22 protein-coding genes and 2 pseudogenes are annotated in these 24,106 nt (G+C 67.4%); 7 read left to right on the top strand and 17 right to left on the bottom strand.

Annotation, left to right across the window (positions count from 1 at the left end; genetic code table 11):
- The 7 genes and pseudogenes from FXN61_RS30400 to FXN61_RS30375 form a co-directional block, all read right to left on the bottom strand.
- Positions 1-510, bottom strand: a 510-nt coding sequence (locus FXN61_RS30400) for an ABC transporter permease (RefSeq protein ID WP_376770773.1), incomplete at its 3' end; no start/stop codon positions are given.
- Complete coding sequence (locus tag FXN61_RS30395) at positions 507-1,460, bottom strand: ABC transporter substrate-binding protein (protein ID WP_312878098.1); 954 nt, start codon at positions 1,458-1,460, stop codon at positions 507-509. The genes FXN61_RS30400 and FXN61_RS30395, both read right to left, overlap by 4 nt.
- Positions 1,461-1,528: 68 nt before the next feature.
- Positions 1,529-1,753 (bottom strand): arginase family protein, encoded by a 225-nt coding sequence (locus FXN61_RS56570; RefSeq protein WP_376770772.1) that lies wholly within the window; start codon positions 1,751-1,753, stop codon positions 1,529-1,531.
- A gap of 119 nt (positions 1,754-1,872) precedes the next feature.
- Positions 1,873-2,658, bottom strand: a pseudogene (locus FXN61_RS30390) (agmatinase family protein); the annotation flags it as partial.
- A gap of 607 nt (positions 2,659-3,265) precedes the next feature.
- Entirely contained in the window at positions 3,266-3,889 is a 624-nt protein-coding gene (locus tag FXN61_RS30385) for a DUF4360 domain-containing protein (RefSeq protein WP_167977431.1), read from the bottom strand.
- 425 nt (positions 3,890-4,314) lie between these two features.
- Positions 4,315-5,027: pseudogene (locus FXN61_RS56565) on the bottom strand (SOS response-associated peptidase).
- A gap of 729 nt (positions 5,028-5,756) precedes the next feature.
- A complete protein-coding gene (locus FXN61_RS30375; RefSeq protein WP_167977430.1) occupies positions 5,757-6,743 on the bottom strand; it encodes an NADPH-dependent FMN reductase family protein in 987 nt (328 codons plus the stop codon).
- A gap of 565 nt (positions 6,744-7,308) precedes the next feature.
- On the opposite strand from FXN61_RS30375, the gene FXN61_RS30370 reads away from it, so the two are divergent.
- Both FXN61_RS30370 and FXN61_RS52970 read left to right on the top strand, forming a co-directional pair.
- A complete protein-coding gene (locus tag FXN61_RS30370) occupies positions 7,309-7,515 on the top strand; it encodes a hypothetical protein (protein ID WP_167977429.1) in 207 nt (68 codons plus the stop codon).
- Between the two features lie 185 nt (positions 7,516-7,700).
- Positions 7,701-8,990, top strand: coding sequence for a formylglycine-generating enzyme family protein (locus tag FXN61_RS52970; protein WP_167977428.1), 1,290 nt, complete (start codon positions 7,701-7,703; stop codon positions 8,988-8,990).
- Between the two features lie 98 nt (positions 8,991-9,088).
- On the opposite strand, the gene FXN61_RS30360 is transcribed toward FXN61_RS52970, so the two are convergent.
- The 6 genes from FXN61_RS30360 to FXN61_RS30335 all read right to left on the bottom strand — a co-directional run bounded on the left by FXN61_RS30360 (position 9,089) and on the right by FXN61_RS30335 (position 14,954).
- Positions 9,089-9,772 carry a 3-oxoacid CoA-transferase subunit B gene (locus tag FXN61_RS30360; RefSeq protein WP_188135638.1) on the bottom strand — a complete coding sequence of 228 codons (684 nt, stop codon included), beginning with the start codon at positions 9,770-9,772 and terminating at the stop codon, positions 9,089-9,091.
- Positions 9,769-10,560 (bottom strand): CoA transferase subunit A, encoded by a 792-nt coding sequence (locus FXN61_RS30355; RefSeq protein WP_167977427.1) that lies wholly within the window; start codon positions 10,558-10,560, stop codon positions 9,769-9,771. The genes FXN61_RS30360 and FXN61_RS30355 overlap by 4 nt, the downstream gene beginning before the upstream one ends.
- Positions 10,503-11,774 (bottom strand): fumarylacetoacetase, encoded by a 1,272-nt coding sequence (gene fahA / locus FXN61_RS30350; protein ID WP_167977426.1) that lies wholly within the window; start codon positions 11,772-11,774, stop codon positions 10,503-10,505. The genes FXN61_RS30355 and fahA overlap by 58 nt, the downstream gene beginning before the upstream one ends.
- On the bottom strand, positions 11,771-12,646 hold the full coding sequence (locus FXN61_RS30345; protein WP_167977425.1) for a hypothetical protein: 876 nt from the start codon (positions 12,644-12,646) through the stop codon (positions 11,771-11,773). Before FXN61_RS30345 ends, fahA begins: the two co-directional genes overlap by 4 nt.
- Positions 12,643-13,863 carry a homogentisate 1,2-dioxygenase gene (locus tag FXN61_RS30340; protein ID WP_167977424.1) on the bottom strand — a complete coding sequence of 407 codons (1,221 nt, stop codon included), beginning with the start codon at positions 13,861-13,863 and terminating at the stop codon, positions 12,643-12,645. Before FXN61_RS30340 ends, FXN61_RS30345 begins: the two co-directional genes overlap by 4 nt.
- A gap of 368 nt (positions 13,864-14,231) precedes the next feature.
- Complete coding sequence (locus tag FXN61_RS30335) at positions 14,232-14,954, bottom strand: IclR family transcriptional regulator (protein WP_167977423.1); 723 nt, start codon at positions 14,952-14,954, stop codon at positions 14,232-14,234.
- 333 nt (positions 14,955-15,287) lie between these two features.
- On the opposite strand from FXN61_RS30335, the gene FXN61_RS30330 reads away from it, so the two are divergent.
- Entirely contained in the window at positions 15,288-15,911 is a 624-nt protein-coding gene (locus FXN61_RS30330; protein WP_167977422.1) for a hypothetical protein, read from the top strand.
- A gap of 328 nt (positions 15,912-16,239) precedes the next feature.
- Here the strand turns inward: FXN61_RS30330 and FXN61_RS30325 are convergent, their stop codons facing one another.
- The 3 genes from FXN61_RS30325 to FXN61_RS30315 all read right to left on the bottom strand — a co-directional run bounded on the left by FXN61_RS30325 (position 16,240) and on the right by FXN61_RS30315 (position 17,964).
- Complete coding sequence (locus FXN61_RS30325) at positions 16,240-17,298, bottom strand: fatty acid desaturase family protein (protein ID WP_167977421.1); 1,059 nt, start codon at positions 17,296-17,298, stop codon at positions 16,240-16,242.
- 216 nt (positions 17,299-17,514) lie between these two features.
- Positions 17,515-17,739 carry a cold-shock protein gene (locus FXN61_RS30320; RefSeq protein WP_167977420.1) on the bottom strand — a complete coding sequence of 75 codons (225 nt, stop codon included), beginning with the start codon at positions 17,737-17,739 and terminating at the stop codon, positions 17,515-17,517.
- 24 nt (positions 17,740-17,763) lie between these two features.
- On the bottom strand, positions 17,764-17,964 hold the full coding sequence (locus FXN61_RS30315) for a cold-shock protein (protein WP_167977419.1): 201 nt from the start codon (positions 17,962-17,964) through the stop codon (positions 17,764-17,766).
- Positions 17,965-18,469: 505 nt separating this feature from the next.
- Here FXN61_RS30315 and FXN61_RS30310 point away from each other — a divergent pair.
- The 4 genes from FXN61_RS30310 (at position 18,470) to FXN61_RS30295 (ending at position 23,282) form a co-directional block, all read left to right on the top strand.
- The gene (locus tag FXN61_RS30310) at positions 18,470-19,063 is read left to right on the top strand and encodes a maleylpyruvate isomerase family mycothiol-dependent enzyme (protein ID WP_167977418.1); all 594 of its coding nucleotides are present in this window, start codon (positions 18,470-18,472) and stop codon (positions 19,061-19,063) included.
- Positions 19,064-19,158: 95 nt separating this feature from the next.
- Complete coding sequence (locus FXN61_RS30305; protein ID WP_376770771.1) at positions 19,159-21,141, top strand: MMPL family transporter; 1,983 nt, start codon at positions 19,159-19,161, stop codon at positions 21,139-21,141.
- Positions 21,142-21,156: 15 nt separating this feature from the next.
- Positions 21,157-22,260, top strand: coding sequence for a winged helix DNA-binding domain-containing protein (locus FXN61_RS30300; RefSeq protein ID WP_167977416.1), 1,104 nt, complete (start codon positions 21,157-21,159; stop codon positions 22,258-22,260).
- A gap of 68 nt (positions 22,261-22,328) precedes the next feature.
- On the top strand, positions 22,329-23,282 hold the full coding sequence (locus tag FXN61_RS30295) for a zinc metalloprotease (RefSeq protein WP_167977415.1): 954 nt from the start codon (positions 22,329-22,331) through the stop codon (positions 23,280-23,282).
- A 55-nt stretch (positions 23,283-23,337) separates the two neighbouring features.
- On the opposite strand, the gene FXN61_RS30290 is transcribed toward FXN61_RS30295, so the two are convergent.
- Entirely contained in the window at positions 23,338-23,967 is a 630-nt protein-coding gene (locus FXN61_RS30290; protein ID WP_223165661.1) for a nucleoside/nucleotide kinase family protein, read from the bottom strand.
- Positions 23,968-24,106 lie beyond the last annotated feature (139 nt).

The raw sequence follows: 24,106 nt of genomic DNA, 5'->3' as shown, positions 1-24,106 counted from the left end.
GTTGAAGAAGACCGTGCCGATGAACAGGATCGCGATCTTGGAGGGCTCGCCGAGCCCGAGCCAGATGATGAGCAACGGGATGAACGCGCCCGCGGGCAGGTACCGCAGCAGCCCGATCACCGGCTCGAACGCCGCCTGCCCTGCGTGGAACGTGCCCATCAGGACGCCGAGCGGCACGGACACCAGCACGGCGAGCCCGAAGCCCTCCAGCACACGTCGGGTGGTCGCCCACATGTCGACGGCAAGTTCTCCCGAGCGCGCCATCTCCCAGCCGGCGGACAGCACAGCGCCCGGCGACGGCAGGAACGTGGCGGGCACGGCGCCGCTTGCGCTGAGCAACACCCAGAAGGAGAACGGCACGGCCAGTGATCCGACGGTGAGTGCGGTCTTGGCGCGGCGGGAGATCGGTGTGCGGATGGTGAGCACCGTGCGGGGCGGGCGGGAGCGGCGCGGCAGCGGCGGCCACGAGGCCCGGACGTCTGCCGAGCGGTCGGCCAGCGCGGACCTCATCTCCGCACCGCCTTGACGAACCTGTCGTCGAACAGCCCGTCCAGCGAGGGCCGGTTCGGCGTGAGGCCTGTGCTCACCATGAAGTCCGCGATCTGGCCGGCCTGGTGGTTGAGATGCGTGGGTGTGACGCCCGGCGTGAACGCGTCGATGTTCTGCCGCAACGTGAAGATGGTGGTGCCCGCGTCGTAGCTCCGGTAGTCGCTGGTGCTCACGCCGCCGCGTCTGGCCATGATCTCGACGGCCTGGCCGTTGTTCTGCTTGATCCATTCGAGCGTGTCGAACCACGTGTTCACCAACGCCTGCGCCGCCTCCGGGCGGTTCTTCGCGAACGCGCGGGACACGACGAGGTGGTCGGGGATGGCGCCGGGAAACTCGGCGGAGGTCACGATCGCGCGGCTGCCGGCGCGCTGCAGCGCGGTGGTGGTGAACGGCGCGAAGGCGCCGACCGCGTCGACCTTTCCCGCGACGAAGGCCGCCGCCGCCGCGTCGGTGGCGAGCGGCACCAGCTCGATGTCCTTCTGCGAGAGACCGGCCTCTGTCAATGCGAGCAGCAGCAGGTAGTGGTCGACGGTGCCCTGCTCGACGGCGACCTTCTTGCCTTTCAGGTCGGCGACGCCCGAGATGCCGTCGCGGGCGATCACCTGGTCGTTGCCGGTGGAGTTGTCGTTGACGAGGATGATCGTCTGCTGTGCGCCACCGCTGACCGACGCGAGCGTGTCGTTGAGCGTCTGACTGTTGGCATCGATCGCACCGCTCGACAACGCGTTGAGGCTGTCGGTGTAGCTGTCGAAGTACTTCAGCTCGACGTCGATGCCGTTGCGCTGGAAAAGCCCCTGTTCCTGGGCGACCTGCCACGGGAACCAGCCGGGCCACGCACTCAACCCCAGCGTTGTCCTGCCGGCGGACGTCGGGGTCGATGTGCAGGCCGTGGAGCACAGCAACACGAGCACGACCAAGAAACGGTTGATGCAGCGGGAAATCAAACCGAACTCCTGTGAGATTCCGTTGTGGGGGAGGGCTATGCGCCCGCAGTCCGGGGCAGATGGCCCGCGCGGACGAGACAGCCGAGGGTGTCGCAAACGACCCTGGTGGCGATCAACGACGTGATCTCCGCGTGGTCGTACGGGGGAGAGCACTCGACGACCTCGATGCCGGCGAGCGGCTGCGCGGCCACCAGCTGGATGAACTTGAGCACCTCGCGAGGCAGGAACCCACCAGGCTCCGGCCACCCGGTGCCGGGCACGAACGCGGCGTCGAGGCAGTCGACGTCGAAGCTGAGCCAGACGCCTCGGCGCCGTCCCACGCCACATCCAGTGCCCGTTGCGCGGCGGCCTCGATGCCCATCTCCACGCAGTCGGTCACCGTCATGATCGTGGTGCCGCGCTCGCGACCGGTCTTCACGCCGGGGCGAGGCGCCTGCCAGCCGCCGATGCCGATCTGGACGAGGTTGCGGGCCGGCACGTTCGGGATGTCCGTCGCGTGGAACCACGGCGTGGTGTGCATCCGCTCGTCGAGGTCGGTCTCCTGGGTGTCCACGTGCCGGTCGAAGTGGATGATGCCCAGATTTCCCCGCAGATGCTCTGAAACACCGCGCACGGTGGGGTAGCCGATCGAGTGGTCGCCCCCGAGCACCACGGGAAAGGCGCCCGACGCGTACACGTGACCGACGGCTTTGCTGATCTGGTCGAAAGTCTTCTCGATGTTGCCGGGAATGGTGAACACGTCGCCGACGTCCGCGATGGTGATGGACTCGCGGAGGTCCACGCCGAGCTCGAAGTTGTACGGCCCGTACAGCGCGGAGATCTTGCGGATGCCCTGCGGCCCGAACCGGGTGCCTGGCCGGTAGGTGGTACCGCCGTCGAACGGCGCGCCGAGCACGACCACGTCGTACTCGCCGCACGTGCGGACGTCCTCCACGAACGGCGCCTTGAGAAAGGTGTTGATGCCCGCGAAGTGCGGCAGCTCCCCGCGGGAGAAGGTCGGAATACGTCTGTCCACAATGGAGTCAGCTGCGGGGAGCCCGAGCTCGAGGCCGCGCGCGACCTCGCGTTCCCACCCGGTTGTCGGTAGCTGGCCCTCACGTTCAACAGCGGTGCGGGCCTCCGGGCCGTAATTGTCGTGCAACGGTCTGCCGCCGGTCTCAGTCATCGGTGTCGGCACGCTTCCTGTGCGCATTCTTTAGGTACCGGAATGCGGAGGTCCCCGGAAACTCCGTGTCCTTCGTCATGCACCTGGACGGAAAGGCTCGTAAATCCAGGATCAATTGAGATCGCCAAGACTAGTCATGTGCGCAACCCCTTCCGGCCGGGCGAGGGGTTATCGAATGGAGCAACGATTTCCGGTACTTCACGTGCTCGTTTTGCGACGCGCCCTCGTGGCCTGCGGCGTTGGTGTGCGAATGGTCCATGCCAATGGCGTTCCGATTCGCAGAACTACGATGTTTGAGGCCAATCGGGTGATTTGGTGAGCGCGTGCTGGGAACGTTGTCAGATATTTGAACTATTCTCGCGTTTGTGCCCCGCGGCTGCTGAGTGCTCGGTTGCGTGAAGCCGGGCCACGTCCGTACTTCGGAGCGGACCTCGACGGCAAGCGGCTGGAGGCCACGGACCTGGACTGGACGTTCGACGGACGACGGATCGTGGTTGGTCACGTCGGCGGCGACGGACTGGACATGTTCCTTGATCGCCAGGCGAGGTACGTCGACGCCGCTGCGTGCGGTCCTGGGCAGACCAGGACCGCACGCAACGCAACTCGGCTACGGGCAGCGCTTCCAGGAAAAGTGGTACTTGGTCTCGATGGAGCCGTCGGTGGAGTCCATCGACATGAAGCTGGTGGTCTTCTTGGGATCCGAGGTTCCGGCGGCGACCCGCAGTTCGGTGTTGATGTTGAAGTTTCGCCGTTCACCGCACGGGTGGTAGACGATCGCGGCGACCTCGACCTTGTCGGTGGCCTGCCAGTCGTCGCTCAGCGGGCCCTTCCAGTTGTGCGTCTTGCGCCTGGTGTCCGACATGCCCTGGAAGTAGTAGCTGGCCTTCTGCACACCGCTCGCTCCGCGTTCGAGGTGGCCGAAGCCGCGGTAGTCGGTTTGGGCGATGCCGTAGGTGAAGCCCTGCGGCACGTTGACTCTGAGGTTGAGCTGGCAGTTCTTGCGGAAGTCGGTGGGCTTGGCACCGACTCCCCTCTGGGCGAGGAACTCGTTGTAGGTCACGGTGAACGCCGTGTTGTCGGCGGCGGGCGCGACCGCGGCGGTGCCGGCCGGGCAGCCGGAACCGTTGACGGTCACCACGTCGATGGTGACTCGCCCGGGAGGTGTGTCGGCGGCGTCTGCGGGTGTGAACGCGGCCAGCGCGAGAGCCGCTGCCGTCATCGCGGTCAGCATGGGTCGTCCCTTCGACTGCAGCTGTGCGGCGGCTGTTGGTAAGACTATTGACGAAATGGCGGCGCGGTCCTTGCGAAAGCCTGACGATTGAGCCTGGTCACTGAACCGGTGCGGGACATGGAATTCTGTGGATGAGAGAATTCTCCGTGTGGCAGTGGGCAGGTTCCGGCCGTGCCTGATGCCTGTCCGTGAGGTCACCGGCGTGGCGCAGCTGCGGCCTTCAGCAGAGTCGGCCACCTGGTCACCGTTTCCGTTGCGGTGGAAGGAAGACAACGATCGCGCCGTGCTCGCCGCGCGGGCCGCGACCATCCGATGGTGTCCGTACCAGTGACCTGGTATGAGGTGCGTGGGTGCTGTCGCGCGTCCGAGTTGATGTTCACAGCCGACGATGTCCTCGACGCCCGCCGCTGCGGGGCGAACGCCCGCTAGACCGGTGCGATGAGCTCCGGGCCGTTGTTGCGCGGGTTGTTCACCGCGGTGCTGATCTCGTAAGGATGCAGCACCGGCTGCGGTATCGATTCGAGCAGATCGCGGACCTGGTCGAGGTCGGTGAGATCGGGGTTGAGCCAGTCGTCGCGCAGATCCGGCGGTATGAGGAGCGGCGTGCGGTCGTGCTCGTGGCCGGCCGCGTCCGGTGCGCTGGTGGTGAGGATCGTGTAGGTCCACAGCCATCGGTCGGGATCGTCGGCGGGACGATTCTCGTCCAGGCGTAGCTCGTACAGGCCGGCGAACGCCAGCAGCTCGTCATCGGGTAGTGCAGGAAGTGTGGGACCTTGGTCTTGCGGTCTTTGCGTTTCTCCCACTCGTAGTAGCCCGATGCCGGGATCAGGCAGCGGCGTCGCGCGGCGGCGGCCTTGAACGCCGGCTTCTGGGTGACGGTCTCGCTGCGGGCGTTGATCAGCCGACCGAGCTTGACCTCCTTGGCCCATGACGGCACGAGGCCCCAGGTGAGCGATCGCAGCTGCCGCACCGGTTCTGCGTCGCGGTTCTCCCGCGGCACCCGCTCGAGGACGACGCGGGACTGTTGGGTCGGCGCGACGTTCCAGGACGGCGGGAGCTCCTCACCTTCGACATCGGCCACAGCGAACGCGTCAACGATCTCGGCGTCGCTGGTCGTGCTCGCGTACCGGCCGCACATCAGCCGACGGCTCCGCGGTCGATGGCCATCTCGCGACTCACTCCTCCGGTCAGGGCGCCCGATCGCGCCACAGATCGGATACCCACGAGGGGGGCCGACAGTCACCGATGCGTTAGCAGACTTCCCATCAACCACCGGCCGGGTCGGACCACGACCAGCGGTTGGGCGGCGACCCTCCAGCGGGCGGGCTGCCATGGACGTGGTCCAGGTTGCGGGGCAAGTCATCCGGCACAGCAAACGAAGTCCGGCCAGCCGACACCGTCAGCGTGATCCACAAGTACCGATCACACTCGCCGGCACCGATCGCGCATCAGATCGGCAGCGTGGTCAGTGTTGAGCCAGGGCCAGTTCTGGCTTTGCAGGCATGCGGCTGGAGGTGCTTCGGCGATACGCGAACCGTCCTGACCTGCTGGAAGACCTGCGCCAGATCGACGACGCCCTAGCCGAAGAGCACGAGGCCCAAGCCCCTTGAAGATCGGGGTTGATCTTCACGGTGGTTCCCTGAAGATCCCACTCACCGGCATGGTCCGCTGGATTCACTTTCGGCAGACCGTCCTCCAGTGGCTTCTTGTCCGCTGTCAGAATCGATCGGTCCGTTGTGGACTTACTTGCCCGGTCTTTGGTGATCGTGGTTCTGGTAAGGCCACGCTGGTGGAGGTCGGCGGCATGGAACTCGAGGACATCCGGATCGGCGAAAGCTGCCGGCCCACGTCCCGCGCCGCGATGTGGTCAGGTTTGCCGCCTGAGTCGGTCCAGCCCGCGCACGGCATCGCCGAAGAGGAGGTTCAGGACGGCCTCACTGCGCTGATTGCTCGCGCCTGCGGCGATGATCGTCTGCACCGCTGGACAGCCGCGCAGACCGACCTCGGTCGGCCGTCCCGCGGAGATGATCGTGTAGACCTCGCGGACCGGGTAGGTGTGGACGGCCATGACCTGTTCGGCGAGTTCGTCGGCGGCCGTGCCCGCCAGGAGATCGCCGAGCACGCCCTCGGTCCGCACCGCGAGCTCGATCCAGCCGAGGTAGGTCTCGTCGTTCGGCCATTGGTGCGGCACGCCGGGCGAGCGCATTGCCGACAGGTCATAAGGGGGAAGCGGCTCGACACGCACGCGCATGACGTCCGGATGCCCGCTCCACGGGCGCGCGATGTGCTCGGTCAGGTAGCGATGGAACGCCTCGACCGACGCGGCTCCCGTTCGTGGGACGAAGCAGAGCACGAAAGTGGGGACTGGGGGAGAGCCCTGCATCGCGGGATCGTTGATGCGGTCGACGAGTGTGCGGCCGACGCCGCTGGGAGGCGACAGCAGGGCACCGATGCGGCCGATGAAGTTGTGTGCGTCGTTGGGGATGGTTTCCTGCGCGAGCGGATTGCCGCCGAACACGGCCAGGTCGGCCTCGGAAAGGAAAAGCGCATGCGGCATGCCGTGAGGCTGAGCCACGTCCGGCGCGTCGAACGAGATGGTCTGAACCGTCGGAAAGAGATCGGGGCGGTTGGCCGCGAGGCGCAGCTGCCTGTACTGCCACAGACCGGGAACGCGGGCGAACATGATCCCGTGTACGTCGCGCCAGTAGGCCTCGCACACTTCCCGCGGGAGGTCGGCACGCCACCAGCAGAATGCCGTCAAGGCCAGTTCGGCAGCGTTTTCGAGGTCGGCCGTGTCCACCACGTCGAGCGATTGTCCGGTCTCCCTCTCACCCGCCGCAAGCGTCGTCGCCAACTTCAACCTCGACCCGGTCTCCAGATCGGTTGACGAGCGCGAGCGGGTCGCGGAGGTATCAAGGCGAGCCTCCTCAGCACGGCTCAACGCCGATGAGCCGCACACTCCGCCCGCGTCGGTCAATGGTCAGCATGAGCTGTCTCAACAAGCCGGCCAGATGCAATCTCGGCGTACCCCCGTCGCGACCGGTCGCGGGTGTCGGCATCGACTGCGGACCAAGCCCCGAACCTCGGTCACCGCCACGTGATGCCAGACATCACGCGTAACACTGCACAACCGTTTTGCTGTTCCCAGGCTGAGCCAGTTTCCCGTTCAGCACACGAAGATCGTCGCCACAGAGCTCATGTCCCACGAGCCCGCGAACGGTGCCGCACGAGACCCCACGGCAACGTCGTCCAGACGTTCTGTGTGGCCTGCCAGGCGGCTGCCAGAGGCAACCCGAGGAACCCCGCCACCCACGGGTGCGTTGCGCTGGCTGGGAGGCCCCTGAGAGATCGCCAGCCATACGCAAAATACCGATTATCGGCATGGCTTGTTCTATAAACGGGATTCTCGTACTCTGCAGGTGTCACGCTGCAATGGCGCAGTAGTCGTCAGCGCCTCCGCGTTCCCCGTCTCCTCGGCGGCCCTCGGGTACGCCCCGGTCTCGGTAGCCGATGACCCGGCGGCGGTGGCGCTGTCGCTGACAGGACCGCATTCCTTTGCCGTCATCTCCTCCGCCGCCATGGGAACGGCGTTCGACGTCGCCCCCGAACCGGACTGCGAGGCATGACCGGCACTGGACGATCAGGAAGGCGCCGCGCGGTCGGCGCCGTCCCCGAGTTCACTCGCACTGCGAGCAGAAAAGGCGCAATGAAAGCCATCCGAACTGCCATCGTGCTCATCGCACTCAACACGGCCATGCCGGTTCCGGCCACCGCGGCTCACAGCAGCCCCCTTCAGTCGATCGGTCAGCCGGTGACAGCACTTGAAGCGTCGCTCACCCGGCTGCAGAACGAACTCACGTGGCGAGGCTCTGCCGACGCCACATATCCCCCGATCGACGAGGCGGTCGACACGGTGCTGGCCGACCTGCTGCGCGTCCGGAGCGAGCGGCCGTCCGCGGTCCCTCGCGCCGGTGCGTTCAACGAGCAGCTCGAACGGCTCGCCGCGGAAGCGGACTACTGGGTACGAGTGAGCTCCGATCCGGGGTACACCCCGTCCGTCCTGGACACGCCCTCCCTGATGCGTGCTTCCCTCGCGGAGTGGTCGACCGAGATCGGGGAAGTCCTGCGCCACCTTCGCAGTCCCGACCCGCTGCGAAAGCCGGTCCGCCCGGCGGTTCCCGGTGGAGCCGAAGTGGGCGTGACCACCCCGGCGGGCACCGTCTTCGCCGACGCCAAGGAGCCGACTGCGATGAACATGGTGGTTGTGCCGCCTGGGAGTTACACCGCGGGCGCCATGGCGGAGGAGCAGGAGGCGTTCGGTGTGCCCGTGGTGCGGCGACACTTCGAGCTCCCGCAGCTTCAGGTGACGGTCGGCAAGGCGATCGCCGTGGGACAGAAGGAGGTGACGGTTGCCCAGTTCCAGCAGTTCGTGAAGGAGACCGGCTACGAGCCCGCGCAGGGGATGCGGACCTGGCTGCCGAACCAGCAGTCGTCGATGGACTTCCGGCCAGAGCTGAACCACCTGGATCCCGGGTTCCCGCAGACGGACGACCATCCGGTCGTCGGCATCACGAAGAACGATGCCGAGGCCTTCGCCGCGTGGCTGTCCAAGCGCACCGGGAAGACGTACCGGCTGCCGACAGAGGGCGAGTGGGAGTATGCCGCCCGCGCCGGCAGCCAGACGCCGTTCTTCTGGGGGGACCAGCTCGCCGACGCCGGCCGATACGCCAACACCTACGACGAGGACGCGTATACCACCAACCATTTCTGGGTCGCTGGCAGCAGCAGTGAGTGGCCGCACGTGGGTGTCCGTGACGGCTTCGCCTACACCGCTCCTGTCGGATCGTTCAAGCCCAACGCCTTCGGCCTGTACGACGTCACCGGTAACGCCCGTGAGTTCGTTGCAGACACGTGGGTGGACAGCCTGGAGGGTGCGACGGCCGACGCCTCTGTGCGGCACGGCGAGGCGCCGTTCGTCGTCGTGCGTGGCGGGGCCTGGAACTACCAGCCGCAGAACCTGCGCATCGCCTACCGCAGCGGCTACCTCTCCTCCGAGACCCGTGTCAACATGTTCGGTTTCAGGCTCGTCCGCGAACTGTGAACTGCCACCATGCAGGAAGACAAGATGACCGCCGCTTTGTGAAAGCGGCGGTCATCGGCGTTGACGCGAGCCAGCAGCCTCGTATTGCGGACCGCTGGTCAGGGTGTCGCCGAAGACCCTGAGGTCCGCATGGTTGCGGGTTCACGGGGCACGAGGAGCTCTGCCTCGCTGGCCTCGCACACGTCCTCGACGGTGAAGCCGGCGGCTACTTCGCGCAGCAGCAGTCCATCGGGGGTGACGTCGAGGACGGCCATGTCGGTGATGACACGGTCGACCACCTGTCGGCCGGTGCAGGGCAAGGTGCACGTGCGGACGATTTTGGGCGAGCCGTCCTTGGCGGTGTGTTCCATCAGGACGACCACCCGCGCCGCGCCGTGGACGAGGTCCATCGCTCCGCCCATTCCCTTGACCATCTTGCCCGGGATCATCCAGTTGGCCAGATCGCCGGTGGCCGAGACCTGCAGGGCGCCGAGGACGGCCGTGTCGATGTGGCCGCCCCGGATCATGCCGAAGGAGGTGGCGGAGTCGAAAAAGGATGCGCCGGCCAGGGTCGTCACCGTCTCCTTGCCCGCGTTGATCAGATCGGCGTCCTCCCCGCCCGTGAACGGATAGGGGCCCACGCCGAGGATGCCGTTCTCCGACTGCAACACCACGTCAACGCCCGGCGGCACGTGGTTGGGCACCAGGGTCGGCAGACCTATGCCGAGATTCACATAGGTCCCGTCGGCCAGTTCGGCGGCCGCCCTGGCGGCCATCTGCTCGCGTGTCAGCCTCCGCGTCATGCCTGGCCTCCCGCTGATGTGGTCTGGTGCGGCCGCACCGTGGTGCGCTCGATCCGCTTCTCGGTTTCGCTGCCGACGACGACCACGCGCTGCACGAACACGCCCGGCAGGTGCACTCGGTCGGGGTCCAGTTCACCGGGTTCGAGGAGGCGCTCGACCTGGGCGATCGTCAGTCGGCTGGCCATCGCGCACAGTGGGTTGAAGTTGCGGGCCGAGGCGTGGAAGACCAGGTTGCCGTGTCGGTCTCCCGCCGCGGCGTGGACCAGGCCGACGTCGCACATGAGGGACTCCTCCAGCAGGTGGTCCCTGGTCCGGCCGCCGAGGGTGAAGCTGCGGGTTTCCTTGCGTGGTGAGGCGATGGCGACTGTTCCGTCAGCGTGGTACTTCCACGGGACGCCGCCATCGGCGACCGGTGTGCCCACACCGGAGGCGGTGTAGAAGGCGGGGATGCCGCATCCGCCGGCGCGGAGCTTTTCGGCGAGCGTGCCCTGCGGGATCAGTTCCACTTCCAGTTCCCCGGCCAGGAACTGGCGGGCGAACTCCTTGTTTTCCCCGACGTAGGAACTGGTCATCCTGGTGATCCGCTTGTCGGCCAGCAACACGCCCAGGCCCCAGTCGTCGACGCCGCAGTTGTTGGAGACCACGTGCAGATCGCCGACCCCGGACCGGTGCAGCGCATCGATCAGTTCCCGGGGGATGCCGCACAGTCCGAAGCCGCCGACCGCCATCGTCACTCCGCTGGGGATGTCGGCGACGGCTTCCTCCGCGGACGAGACGACTTTGTCCATGTTTTCTCCATAAGGGGTGCGACGGTCGGCTCGATGGTTCCGGTGACTTGTCCGAAGCCGAGGCTGGTGCCGTTGGCGAAGTGGGTGACGGCGCTGATGGCGACCGTGTCACCATCACGCAGGAAGGTCCGGCGGGAGCCGTCGGGCAGCTCCAACGGCTCAGTGCCGTTCCAGGTGAGTTCGATCAGCGAGCCGCGCTGGTCGCGGCGGGGTCCGGAGATGGTGCCGGATGCGTAGAGGTCGCCCGTGCGCAGGGATGCGCCGTTGACGGTCATGTGGGCCAGTTGCTGGTCGGGGGTCCAGTACGCGGTGCCGAACGGAGGCCGGGAAATCAGGTGCCCGTTGAGCCGGACCTCCATCGTGAGGTCCAGGCCCCACCGGCGACCGTCGGCCAGGTAGGGAAGGGGGAACGGGTCCTGGCGTGGGCTGACCCGTGCCTGGGCGAGCGCCTCCAAGGGCACCACCCAGGGGGAGACGGAGGTGGCGAACGACTTGCCCAGGAAGGGACCCAGGGGCACGTATTCCCACGACTGGATGTCGCGGGCACTCCAGTCGTTCACCAGCACCACGCCGAAGACGTGGTCAGCGAAGTCCGCCGCGGAGACGGGGTGGCCCAACCGGGACGGGGTTCCCACCACGAAACCGACCTCGGCCTCGATGTCCAATCGCTGTGACGGCCCGAAAACCGGGGCCGCGGAGTCCGGCCGCTCGTACTGCCCGCTGGGGCGCACCACCGGTGTGCCGGAGACCACGACGGTGCCCGCTCGGCCGTGATAGCCGATGGGCAGGTGCTTCCAGTTGGCGGAGAGCGGCTCCTGCCCTGGCCGGAAGATCCGGCCGAGGTTGGTCGCGTGGTTCTCCGAGGCGTAGAAATCGACGTAGTCGGCCACCTGGAAGGGAAGATGCATGTGCACCGCGGTTTGCGGGATGAGGTGGGGGGCGACAACGGGCCGGTGGGTGACGTCTGTCAGGAGTTCGGTGATCTGGGAACGGGCCGCGTGCCATGCCGCGGGCCCTTGGGACATGAAGGGGTTGAGGGAGTCCGCGGCGAAGTCGCTGGCTGAGGGCAGGTCCAGCCGCGACAGGTCGAGCACAGCATCGCCGATGGCCACCCCTACCCGGGGTGCGTCCCCGGGACGGGAGAACACGCCGTAGGGAAGGTTGTGCAGGGGGAAGTCGCTGCCGCCCGGTACGGGTACCCAGGAGCGGTTCATGCGGCGTCCTCCTTCGCCACCAGGCCGAGAGCCCGTAGGTCATCGATGGGTTCGCTGGTACTGCAGGAGCCGTAGGCGACGAAGAGCGCACGGGCCGCGGCAGCGGTGGCCGAGGACACCTGGCGTGCCTCGGCGGCCAGCGCCTCGGCGTCGGTGGATCCGAGCACCGCGACGGCCGCTTCGCCGGTGCCGCCGTCCACCACCCGGCACACCGCCAGGAGCAGGTTGAGGAATCCGTGGTGGATGAACCCGGTCCGCTCATCGCGGTAGCGGACGGCGTGGTGGAGACCGGCGGTCGCCTTGAACGGAACGTCTTCGGTCACACAGGCGTGGACGAAGGCTCCCAGGCTCTGGCAGCTGGGGAACAGCTCGGTTCGCAGGCCGCCGCAGCGCACCTTGGCCGCCCTGCGTCCTCGGCCCAGCAGCCGGAGCACGTCCACAGGGGGCGGCCGGTCACCGGCCAGCGGTACCTCGATGTACCCCGATGCGTGCTGCGGTAGGTCGTCCAGCGCGTTCAGTGCCCGCATCACCGCCGTCAGGGAGTCCGGTCCGGAGGGCAGCGGTCCTTCGACGCCCACGAGTTCGACGCGGGGATCATCGGCTGTGCGGGACAGCGCACTGCGGACCGCGGAGGGGTCGAGGTGCGTGATGAGTCCGACGCTGAAGCGGTCCTCGGGGTGCAGGGCGTCCAGGAACGCGGGCAGATCGCCGGTGGTGCACAGGAACCGGTGGGTCAGCACGGGGTGTCCTGCCGCGCTGTCGTGGCGGTGCCGGGCCGTTGCCTCGGTCATGGTGAGGGCCTCGGGCGGGAAGAGCCCGGCATCGTCCACCAGGTGAGCGAACAGCGGAGAAACGACCACAGCCCCGGTCATGCCGGCCGTCGCTCGTCGGAGCCGCGCACGCTCCAAGTCCAGGCGTAGGCGGGGTCTTCGCAGGCGAGTCCTTCCGCGCCGAGCTCCAGCGGCCGGAAAGTGTCGACCATGACGGCCAGTTCGTCGAAGAACTCCACGCCGATGCTGCGCTCCTGGGCGCCAGGCTGCGGCCCGTGGGGAAGCCCGCCCGGGTGAAGGGAGACCGAGCCCTGGCTGATCCCGGAGCCTTCACGGGCCTCGTACTCCCCGCCGCAGTAGAACATCACCTCGTCGGAGTCCACGTTCGAGTGGTAGTAGGGCACCGGGACGGCCAGCGGGTGGTAATCCACCTTGCGCGGCACGAAGTTGCAGATCACGAAGTTGTGCCCTTCGAAGACCTGGTGTGCGGGCGGAGGCTGGTGGACCCGGCCGGTGAGCGGTTCGAAGTCGTTGATGTTGAAGGCGTACGGGTACAGGCACCCGTCCCAGCCCACCACGTCGAACGGGTGGTGAGGAACGGTGAGGATCGTGCCGGCGACCCCGTTCGCGCCCGGACCGCGGTGCTTGACGAGGACTTCCGCCTCGCCGTCATCCGTCGCCAGGATCGGCGCGTCCGGGCCGCGCAGGTCGCGCTCGCAGTACGGGGCGTGCTCGAGCAGTTGCCCGTACCGCGACAAGTACCGCTTGGGCGGAGCGATGTGACTGAAGGCCTCGATGCAGTAAGCCCGCAGCGGCCCGGCACCCGTCGGCACCCAGCGATGCGTGGTGGCGCGCGGGAGGATGACGTAGTCACCGCGGACGACATCCAGGGTTCCGAAGATCGTCTCCACCCGAGCGCTGCCGCTCTCCACGTAGATGCACTCGTCGCCGATGGCGTTGCGGTACAGCGGTGAAGGGCTGCCGGCCACCACGTAGGAGATGCGCACATCCGCGTTCGCCAGCAGCAACCGCCGGGAGGTCACCACATCCAGCGCCTGCCACTCCTGGCCCGGGAAGAGATCGTGCAGGCGCAGGTGGCGCGGCTTGAGGGGATGGTTGGGGACCGTGGCCGGATCCGGCGGCTCCCAGGGCCGACTGTCGATCATGGCTGACGGGACGCGGCTGTGGTAGAGCAGTGAGGAGTCGGTGGCAAAGCCTTCCTCTCCCACCAGTTCCTCGTAGTACAGGCCGCCGTCCGGGCGGCGGTGCTGGGTGTGCCGTTTGGGCGGGACATCGCCCGCTCGACGGTAGAACGCCATGACTGGTTCCTTCGTGACGATGGCCGCGGGACAGGAACGGTCCGCGCGCAAGCGGCTCTCGGGCGCTGCGACCGGCGTCGCTCAGCGTGGGCGGCACGGCCTTGCCGCGCGCCAGGAACAAATGCCTTGCAGGACATCGCGCCTTGGTGGGGCTTGCGGAGCCGCAGCTCGTGTCCGCACGGGAAGCGGTGGATCCCCGGTTGCGCAGAGCGTAACCGCATCCCGTTTATAGGACAAGGGTGACCGATAATCGGTATCACGTGGTGCCAGCCGTTCAGGCAGCGCTGCGCGCGGGGCGGCACCCGGACGCCGCTCTTCTGGGCGCTCCTCGCGATGCCGACCAGGGGCCCGGTCCCAAAGCGGTGTTTCTAGTCGGCCGGCTCGTGTGCCGCGTCCAGCTCGCGGCTCATCCGCGCGGCCGCCGCCAGCGTGTCGGCGAGACAGTCCTGCAGAACGGCGTTTCGGGTGACGGGGACGACCACGCTCAGGCTCGCGGTGACGGCGCCCGCGGAGAAGACCGGGACCGCGATGCCGCTGACGTCCTGCTGCAACTCGTCCCGCGAGTGCGCGTATCCGGCCTTGCGGATCTCGTTCAACTGCGCTTCCAGTGCATCCGGCCTGGGACTGGAACCGACGACCGGCCGCCGGGCGCCGGCGGGGAGGAAGGCGAGAATCGCGCGGCCGGCCGCACCCACGGGCAGTGGATGCCTGAAGCCTGGATCCAGTGCGACGCGGACCAAGTGGCGCGGACCAGGCACGATGTCGGCCGTGACGAGGTCGTTTCCCTCGCGCATGCTGAGCACGGTGGCCTCCCCTGTGGCCGCGCTCAGCTCTTCCATGATGGGCCGCGAGATTTGCAGCAGTTCCGGTTCCACGCTTGCCGCAAGGTGCCGAAGAACCATGCCCAGCTCGTATCCGCCGGGCTGCCGCCGCACGAAGCCGCGCCGTTCCAGCGTGGCCAGGAGCCGGTGGGCGACGGTGCGGTGCATGCCCAGCCGGTCAGCGAGGGCGGCAGCGGTGCTGCGCCCCTCCTCGCCGATGTTCAGCAGCAGCATGAGCGCTTGATCGGCGGTTTTGGAGATCTCGGGCAATGCGGCTCCTCGGTTCACCGTGCCGCGGCACGGCGGTGGCAGTCGGCGGCCGCGACTGCGACCTCCTGGCTGCCGTGTCGATCAGGAATGGCTCGAAGCTGTTGACGCGGTCGGCTCACCCACTCCACACTGTCAGCACCGATAAACAATACAGTAACACCGATAATCGGAACAACAGTGCTGGGGCCTTGTTCACCGCCACCTCTCGACGAGACCTCAGCGCTGCCGTCGGCACCCGTCACCTTGCGTATCGCCGCGGCAGCCTTGACGCCCTGACCCCGGTCTTCACCTCGTGAAGAACGGGGGACTCACCTCTCACGGATCGGCACTTCGATGTCGCAGAGCCGCACACCACGCACGAACAACGAGAGCATCCACTGGTGGCGCACCTGGGCCACCGGGCACCGGGTCGCCGCGGCGTTGCTCGCCGGCGTCGTCGCGACGCACGTGGCGACCATATTCGGTTACTGGTTCCCCGGTGTCGGGCTGACCAGGCTCGACTGGAACACCGCGAACGGCTGGGTCTACGTGCCCTTCGCCTCCCCCCTCACCAAGTTCGTCACCGGCGGCGTGTTCCACTACCTCGACGGCATCCTGTTCGCCGTGGTCTACGCATGTGCCCTTCACCCCGTGCTGCCGTGGCGGAACTCGCTGGTCGGCAACCTGGCCAAAGGACTGGCCTTCGGCACCCTGCTCGCCGTCATCAGCGTCGCGTTCATGACCCCCGAGGTCTACGGTCCCGCACGGGGCACCGATCCGGGCTTCCTCAGCCTCGAAGCCGGCGGGACGTACATCCTCACCGTGTTCGTCTGGCATTGGGTGTACGGGCTCCACCTCAGCCTCATCTACAGCCCGCTGCCCGCGGCCGATGGGCTCGCCAAGCTGAGCGAGAGCACGGCTTCGGTGGCCGACCACGGCCGTGACGAGTCTCCGGTCGCGGTCACCGGCCCACGATGAGCAGAGCGACACCCGTCGGCGGATAACAGCACAACCTGGCCACCTGGCGTCGGCACGGGCATCGCTCCGGCGCGGACGGCTGCGGAAACCTGCTTTCGGAGGTCGCCCGGCCGACGCCAGCCAGCCCGCCGGGCGGTCGCCTCACCGACGCGGCCGCCCGGCGCCGAGCACCGAGTGTGGTCCTTCTCGATGGCGGCGTCGCCGAGTGCGAACATGCCGACCGGCCGGCCATCGTCCACGACGGGAATGCGGCGAACCGTTCTGGAGTCCACTGTGGACGCGTGTGGAGGAGGGCCGTGGCCGCCCGGACGGCGGCGGTGGGTGCATGTCAGCCAGATGCTTGTACCGGGCGGTGAGGCCGGCGTAGGGGTGCACCGACGGCGTGCAGGTGGCGCAGGACCTGGGCGTAGGAGCTCACGAGGCCGCAGTGGCTGTAGGAGATGCCCCGCTGCAGGCAGAACTCCCGCACGAGTGGCTGGGCGCGGCGCAGGTTGGGACGCGGCATGCTGGGAAACAGGTGGTGTTCGATCTGGTAGTTCAGTCCGCCGAGCAGGCCGTCGACCCATCGGCCGCCGATGATGTTGCGGGAGGTGAGCACCTGCTTGCGCAGGTAGTCCAGTCGCTCGTCCTTGCGCAGGATGGGCATGCCCTTGTGGTTGGGAGCGAAGGAACATCCCAGGTACACGCCCATCAATCCCTGGTGCACCAGGATGAACAGGACCGCCTTGAGCGGGGACAGCACGAGGAACACCACACCCAGGTAACCCACCAGGTGGGTGGTCAGCAGCGCTGCTTCCCGCCAGGTGGCGTTGACCTCGCGGCGCAGGACAGCCCGAACGCTCGCGATGCGTAGCATCACCGCCTCGGCCAGCAGCAGCGGGAAGAACAGGAACGCCTGATACTTGGCCACCCACCGCAACAGCCCGCGTTTGGTTCGGGCCTGCTCGTTGCTGAACGCGAGCGCGGGAATCTCGATGTCGGGATCTTCGTCCTCGTGGTTCGGGTTGGCGTGGTGCCGGTTGTGCTTGCCGACCCACCACTCGTAGCTGATCCCGGTGACCACACCGTGCGCGTATCCGACGAGGTCGTTGCCGCGCCGGGAACCGAAGATCTGCCGATGCCCCGCGTCGTGACCGATGAACGCGAACTGCGTGAACACACCCGCCAACAGCACCGCGATGAGCAGTTGCCACCACGAGTCGCCCAGAACCACGAACGCGACCCCGCCACCGGCAAGCAGCAAGACGTTGACCGCGATCCTCGCCGCGTAGTAGCCGTGTCGTCGACGCAGCAACCCCGCATCCCTGACCCAGCGGGCCAGCTCCGCGTAATCGCTGCCACGGCGACGTTTCGAGGATTGTGTTGCGGAAACAGAAGATTCAGACATGATGAGGTTGTTCTCCCGAGCGAGCCCTATGCCGCGCCGCAGGAGCACGGCGACCTCACTGGCGGATTTTCCATTGGTGAGACGGCCTAAACCTCACACCGGAACGCTTCTTGTTCGGGACAGGCCTGTGCCCCCAACCGGTACACGGTTGAAGGGCACAGGTTCTTGGTGTCTCCGTCAGCTTTGTCTGCTGATAGGAGCACGATCTGGGCTGTGTCAGCAGACGGGGTGGACGTCTGCGGCGCGCAGTCCCCGCGGGTGTGGTTGGAGGGTGAACTTCACCCGGTCGCCCTTGCCCAGTGGGTGGGGGCTGTCGTCGCTGATCTGGGAGTGATGCACGAAGATCTCGGCGCCACCGTCGTCACGGGAGACGAAGCCCGCGCGGGAGATGAAACCGAAGCCTCGTCCCGCGTCGAACCACGTCACCATGCCGTGTGCCATGGGTTTCTCAGCTACCGTCTGGGCTCAGAGGGCGCGGACGCCGGTGGCCTGCGCGCCCTTGGGGCCTTGGTTGACATCGAACTCGACGCGCTGGTTTTCCTCCAGGCTGCGGTAGCCGAAGCCGTCGATCTCCGAGTAGTGCACGAAGACGTCCGGGCCGCCTTCCTGGGAGATGAAGCCGAAGCCCTTCTCCGAGTTGAACCACTTCACGGTTCCCTGTGTCATGTCTGTTTCCTTACATGGGCTGGATGTGGGTGCCGCACTGTGCGATCCCCAGGTCGGGTTTCAGACGGCGACTTCTCCAGCTTGTCCTGCAAGGTAAAGAAAGAGGCGCCCGCAACATCGTTTCCGCGAGCGTGGTGACACGAACACAAAACTCTACGACCATCCCGTACAACCCGGCCGGCATCGGATTCGTTCCCCAGAACGTCGTCACCGTGTCGGACGTCACCTGTCCGCCCCGAAGGTGATCACACCTCGCTGCTGCCGTAGTGGGAAGTGCCGTGTTCTGGCGGACCTGCCCGGCCGGCACGGCGGTGACCCTGACCGGGACCCATTGCCGGCACGGGTCGCCGGAGCAGGTGCGCAAGGTCGCCAGCCGGTTCGCCAGGGCCTGCCGGGCGGCGGCGTAGCGCGGGTCGTCGTGGTGAGCACCTCGACGTCGAGGTGGTGAAGCCCATCACCAGGGATGGACCGATGAGTTTTCGTCGGACGGTCCGTACACACGAGCATGACTGAAGACATTCGCGCCGCGGTGGCGGCGGAACGGCGTGACCAGGCAGAACTCCTCGCGGGGCTCACCGAGGAGCAGTGGGACGCACCGAGCCTGTGCGAGGGCTGGCGCGTCAAGGAGGTGGTCGCGCACACGACGCTGCCGTTCCGCTCGTCGGGCTGGCGCGTGCTCCTGGAGATGCTGAAGTCGGGTGGCAGGTTCAACCACGCGTCCGACCGCATGGCCCGCAAGGACGCCGCCGCGCTGTCCACGCACGACCTGGTCGAGACGTTGCGGGCGAACATCGACCACCCGTGGACACCACCCGGCGGCGGCGCAACGGGCGCGCTCTCGCACGACGTCATCCACGGCCTCGACATCACGGTCGCGCTCGGGCTGGACCGCAGAGTTCCCGAAGAGCGGCTGAGGCTGGTGCTCGACGGCATGAAGCCCAGCAACGTCAAGTACTTCGGCGCCGACCTCGACGGCAAGCGGCTGGAGGCCACGGACCTGGACTGGACGTTCGGGGAGGGCACGCCGGTGCGCGGGCTCGCCCAGGACCTCCTGCTGGTGGTGTGCGGACGGCGGCTGCCACCGGGACGGCTCAGCTGACCGCCTTGCGCGCCCAGGTGTCATGGGCGAGCGGGCGGTCATGACCAGGCTCAGCGCATACAGTTTGACGATCGAGAATTCGACGATCGAAGGAAATGTCGATGCGCGTCCTGGCCGGGGTCCTGCTCGTCATCTGGCTGGCCCTGGGCGGCTTCACCGGGCCGTACGCGGGCAAGCTGTCGGAGGTCGCGGAGAACGACAGCAGCGCGTTCCTGCCGAACTCCGCGGAGTCCACACAGGTCGCCGAGCTGCAGAAGAAGTTCCAGCGCGCCAACGCGATCCCGGCGATCGTCGTGATCGAACGGCAGGGCGGGCTGACCGAGCAGGACAGGACGTTCCTCGCCGAGCGCGGCGAGGGTTTCGAGGCGTCGCCGGTGATCCCCGCGCCGAACGACAGCGAGGCCGCTCAGCTCGTCGTGCTGCTGAACCCGGCGAAAGAGGTCCGTGACTCCGTCCTGGAACTGAGGGACGGCGCTCGTGGCGCGCCGCAGGGCCTGAAGGTGCTGGTCACCGGCCCGGCGGCGCAGGTGGCGGACCTCGTGGAGGCGTTCGGCGGGATCGACGGGTTGCTGCTGGTCGTCGCGGGCGCGGTGGTCGTGTTGATCCTGCTCGTCGTCTACCGGAGTCCGCTCCTGCCGATCGTCGTGCTGGTGTCGGCGGTGTTCGCGTTGGGGCTCGCCAGTTTCGTCGTGTACCTGTTGGCGAAGAACGACGTGCTGACGCTGAACGGTCAAAGCCAGGGCATTCTCTCGATCCTCGTGTTCGGTGCGGCGACGGACTACGCGTTGCTGCTGGTGTCGAGATTCCGGGAGGAACTGCGCGACACCCAGGACAGGTACACGGCCATCCGCACGGCGTGGCGCGGCACGATCGAACCCATCGGGGCCTCCGCCGGCACGGTCGTCCTCGGCGTGCTGTGCCTGCTGTTCAGCGACCTGGACTCGAACAAGGGACTCGGACCCGTGGCCGCCATCGGCATCGGCGCCGCGTTGCTGACGACGATGACGTTCCTGCCCGCGACCCTGGCACTGGCCGGACGCGCCGCGTTCTGGCCGTTCGCGCCGAAGCTCGGGTCGCCGCACCCGGAGACGAGCGGGCTGTGGGGTCGCACGGCGGAACTGGTGCGCCGCAGGCCGCGCGTGATCTGGATCGTCACGACGCTCGTGCTGCTCGTCGGCGCCGCGTTCCTGCCGCAGCTCAAGGCATCCGGTACCGCGCAGTCCGACGTGTTCCTGACCGAGGTCGAATCCGTTGCGGGACAGGAGGTGCTGTCGAGGCACTTCCCCGGTGGAGCCGGGTCCCCGACCGTCATCGTCGCGGCGGAGAGCAAGACGGCGGAGATCGTGCAGAAGTCCAAAGTGGACGGCGTCGCTGACGTCAGGCCCAGCGGCACGGCAGAAGGACTGGTCCGCGTCGAGGCCACGCTGAAGCACGCGCCGGACTCGGACGCGGCGGTGGCGACGGTGGAGCGCATTCGTGCGGCGGTGCACGGGATCGGCGACGTGAAGGTCGGCGGGCAGACGGCGACGTTGCTCGACACCAGGACGACGTCCGAGCACGACCGGTTGCTGATCATCCCGATCGTGCTGGTGGTGATCTTCCTGGTGCTGGCGCTGTTGCTGAGGTCGTTGCTCGCGCCACTGTTGCTGATCGCGACGGTCGTGCTGTCCTTCGCGGCCACGATGGGCGTGTCGGCGCTGGTGTTCAACCACATCTTCGACTTCCCCGGCTCGGACCCGGTGGTGCCGTTGTTCGGGTTCGTGTTCCTGGTGGCGCTGGGCATCGACTACAACATCTTCCTGATGACCCGCGTCCGTGAGGAAACCCAGCGGCTGGGCACGGTCGAGGGCACGCTCAGAGGCCTCAGCCTGACCGGCGGCGTGATCACGTCGGCGGGTGTGGTGCTGGCGGCAACCTTCGCCGCGCTCGCGGTGCTGCCGATCCTGTTCCTGACGCAGATCGCGTTCATCGTGGCGTTCGGCGTCCTGCTGGACACGTTGCTGGTGCGGTCGTTGCTCGTGCCCGCGCTGGCGGTGGACATCGGCGGCCGAATCTGGTGGCCGTCGAAGCTCAGGTGAGTCAGGATTTCCGGCATGACCTTCACGCCACGTCAGCTCAACCGCGCCACGCTCGACCGGCAGATGCTGCTGCGGCGCGAGCCTGTGGACGTGCCGGCCGCTGTCGGCCGCGTGGTGGCGATCCAGGCGCAGGAACCCGCGTCGCCGTACATCGCGCTGTGGAACCGGGTCGAGGGCTTCAACCCGGCAGACCTGGACGAGGCGTTCACGAGCGGGACGGTCCGCAAGGCGTCGCTGATGCGGATCACCCTGCACGCGGTCACGGCGGCCGACCATGAGGTGTTCCACCACGCGATGCTGCCCGCGTTGCGCGCGTCCCGGCTGTACGACAAGCGGTTCAAGGGCATGGACATCACGATCGAGCAGGCCGACGCGCTGCTGGAGCACCTGCTGGAGTTCGCGGAGACACCCCGCCAGAAGGCGGAGATCGAGGAGTTGCTGCACTCGCACGTCGGCGACGTCGGTGAGCCCGGCGTGTGGTGGGCGCTGCGGACGTACGCTGGGCTCGTGCACGCCCCGACGGGTGGGCCGTGGTCGTTCGGGCTGCGACCGTCCTATCAGGCCGTAGCGACCGAGTCGCGGGAACGGCCGGAGTGCCTGGCCGAGATGCTGCGCCGCTATCTCACGGGGTTCGGGCCGGCGACCATTCCGGACATGAACCAGTTCAGCATGCTGCCGCGCACCTCGATCCGGGAGGCGCTGGAGTCGCTGGACGTGGTGAAGGTCGGTGACCACTTCGACGTTCCAAATCGGACAATCCCGGACGAAGACACCCCGGCGCCGCCGCGCCTGATGGCCATGTGGGACAGCACGTTGCTCGCCTACGCCGACCGGAGCCGGATGATCCCGAACGACTACCGCAAGCTCGTCATCCGCAACAACGGCGACACACTGCCGACACTTCTCGTCGACGGCTACGTGGCCGGGGTCTGGCGTCCGACCGAGGACGGCGGCGTCGAAGCGACCGCCTTCCACGCTTTGAGCGACGACCAGTGGGCCGGCCTGGCCGAGGAGGCCGCAGCCCTCCGCAAGCTTCTCGGAGACCGGGAACCGCAGGTCTACCGGCGTTACGCACGGTGGTGGAGCGGCCTTCCGGCGAGCGATGTTCGTATTCTGTGAAACGTCAAGATCCACAAAGGACCGATGCGTGAGTCACTATTCCTCCACCCTGCATGGAGGAATGTTCAATGTTCCAAACGAACAAGCGCGTCCCCGTGGCCCTCGTGGCCGGTCTGCTCGCGGCGGGCGCGATCACCCTGCTCGACGGTTCTCCCGCCGCCACGGCAGTCAGCTCGGCGGAGTGCGTCGACGAGAACTCGGCGGCGCGCGGCAGGCCCGGCAGCAGCGGGCACGAGCGCAACGAGATCTCCGACGCCCAGGCGGCGGAGATGAACGCCGACCTGCGCAAGAAGGTGATGGAGGCCAACCAGCGCGGTGGAGTCGCCGCACTGGCGGCGGGCGGCACGATCAACGTGGTCTTCCACGTCGTGACCACCGCCGATGGCAAGGGATCGATCGACGCGGCCACCATCGCCAAGCAGATCCAGGTCCTCAACGACGGCTTCGCCGGCGCGGAGGCACCGGGCGTGGCCGCGAACACGGGCTTCACGTTCGCGTTGCAGGAGACCAGGTACCACAAGGACGACTCGTGGTTCAACGGTGGCGCTGACAACGCGACCACTGAACGCGCGATGAAGACCCAGACCCGCGTGGGCACCGCGTCCACGCTCAACATCTGGTCGGCCGACATCGACGGCTTCGGCTTCGCGACGTTCCCGAGCTGGTACTCGGGCGACCCGAAGATGGACGGCGTCGTGATCGACTACGCCACCGTCCCGGGCGGTTCCGAGGTGAACTTCAACCTCGGCAAGACCGTCACGCACGAGGTCGGTCACTGGATGGGCCTCTGGCACACGTTCCAGGGCGGCTGCACCAAGACCAACGACGAGGTCGCGGACACCCCGGCGCAGAAGAGCTCCACCTCGGGCTGCCCGGAAGGCCGCGACTCGTGCCGGCTGGCGGGGCTGGACCCGATCCACAACTACATGGACTATTCCTTCGACGATTGCTACAACCAGTTCACGCCTGGCCAGAACACCCGCATGCAGAGCGCCTGGACGGCGTACCGCAGCGGCAAGTGATCTAGTGCCGCGAGAACGGGGCGTCGCTCTCCAGCGGCGCCCCTTTCGCGGTGTTTCAGTCGGGAAGCAGGCGCGGAGCGCAGAGATCGTTGTAGTCGATCACCAGGCTCGCCCTCGCCGCCGGGTCGCATTGGGCGAGGTACAACCGTTGGCCGGCAACGTACCTGTGGTTGTGCGGATCGTCCGGATCGGACGGACCTCCGTCGCGCGCCGCCATGCGTGCCACCGACACCGCGAAGTCGACGGACAGGAAGACCGAGAAGTCCCAGTGCTCCACGAGCTCGTCGCGGTGCAGGAAGATCCCGTCGACCAGCAGGATCGCGGACGGCGGCGCGACCTCGGCCGGTGCGTCCACGTACTCGTCCGTCGTGAGGTCGTGGCTCGCGCGCCGGAACGGTTGCCTGGCGGCGAACGGTACGAGCAGGTGGTCGATGAACCGCCGGTTGTCGAAGCTGTCCAGGAAGAAACCCTCCGGCGATGTCCGGCCGCGTTGCCAGCGGATCGCTCGCGGGTGGTGGAAGTCGTCCACGGAGGCCCGCACCACAACACGCCCTCGCGCGCGAAGCACTGACGCCAGGTCGTCGCAGAACGTCGTCTTGCCCGCGCCGTCCACACCGTCGACCGCGACCAGGCCTTCAGCGGGCACCTGGTCGGTGACCGTGTTGAGAAGCGCAGTCCGTGTCACAGCACAGACAATCTCACACACCGTGCGGGTAACGCTCCGATGACCGAGTTGACGAACGGCCGTGAGAGCGCTTCCATGGAGACTTCCGCTGCCGTGCGATAGTGACAGAGAGGTCATCGTCGTGGCACGAAAACTCCGG

The organism is Lentzea indica, from assembly GCF_012184385.1.
Lineage (GTDB): Bacteria > Actinomycetota > Actinomycetes > Mycobacteriales > Pseudonocardiaceae > Lentzea > Lentzea indica.
The sequence above is the reverse complement of the archived record's forward strand: the minus strand, read 5'-3'. Positions and strand labels throughout refer to the sequence as shown.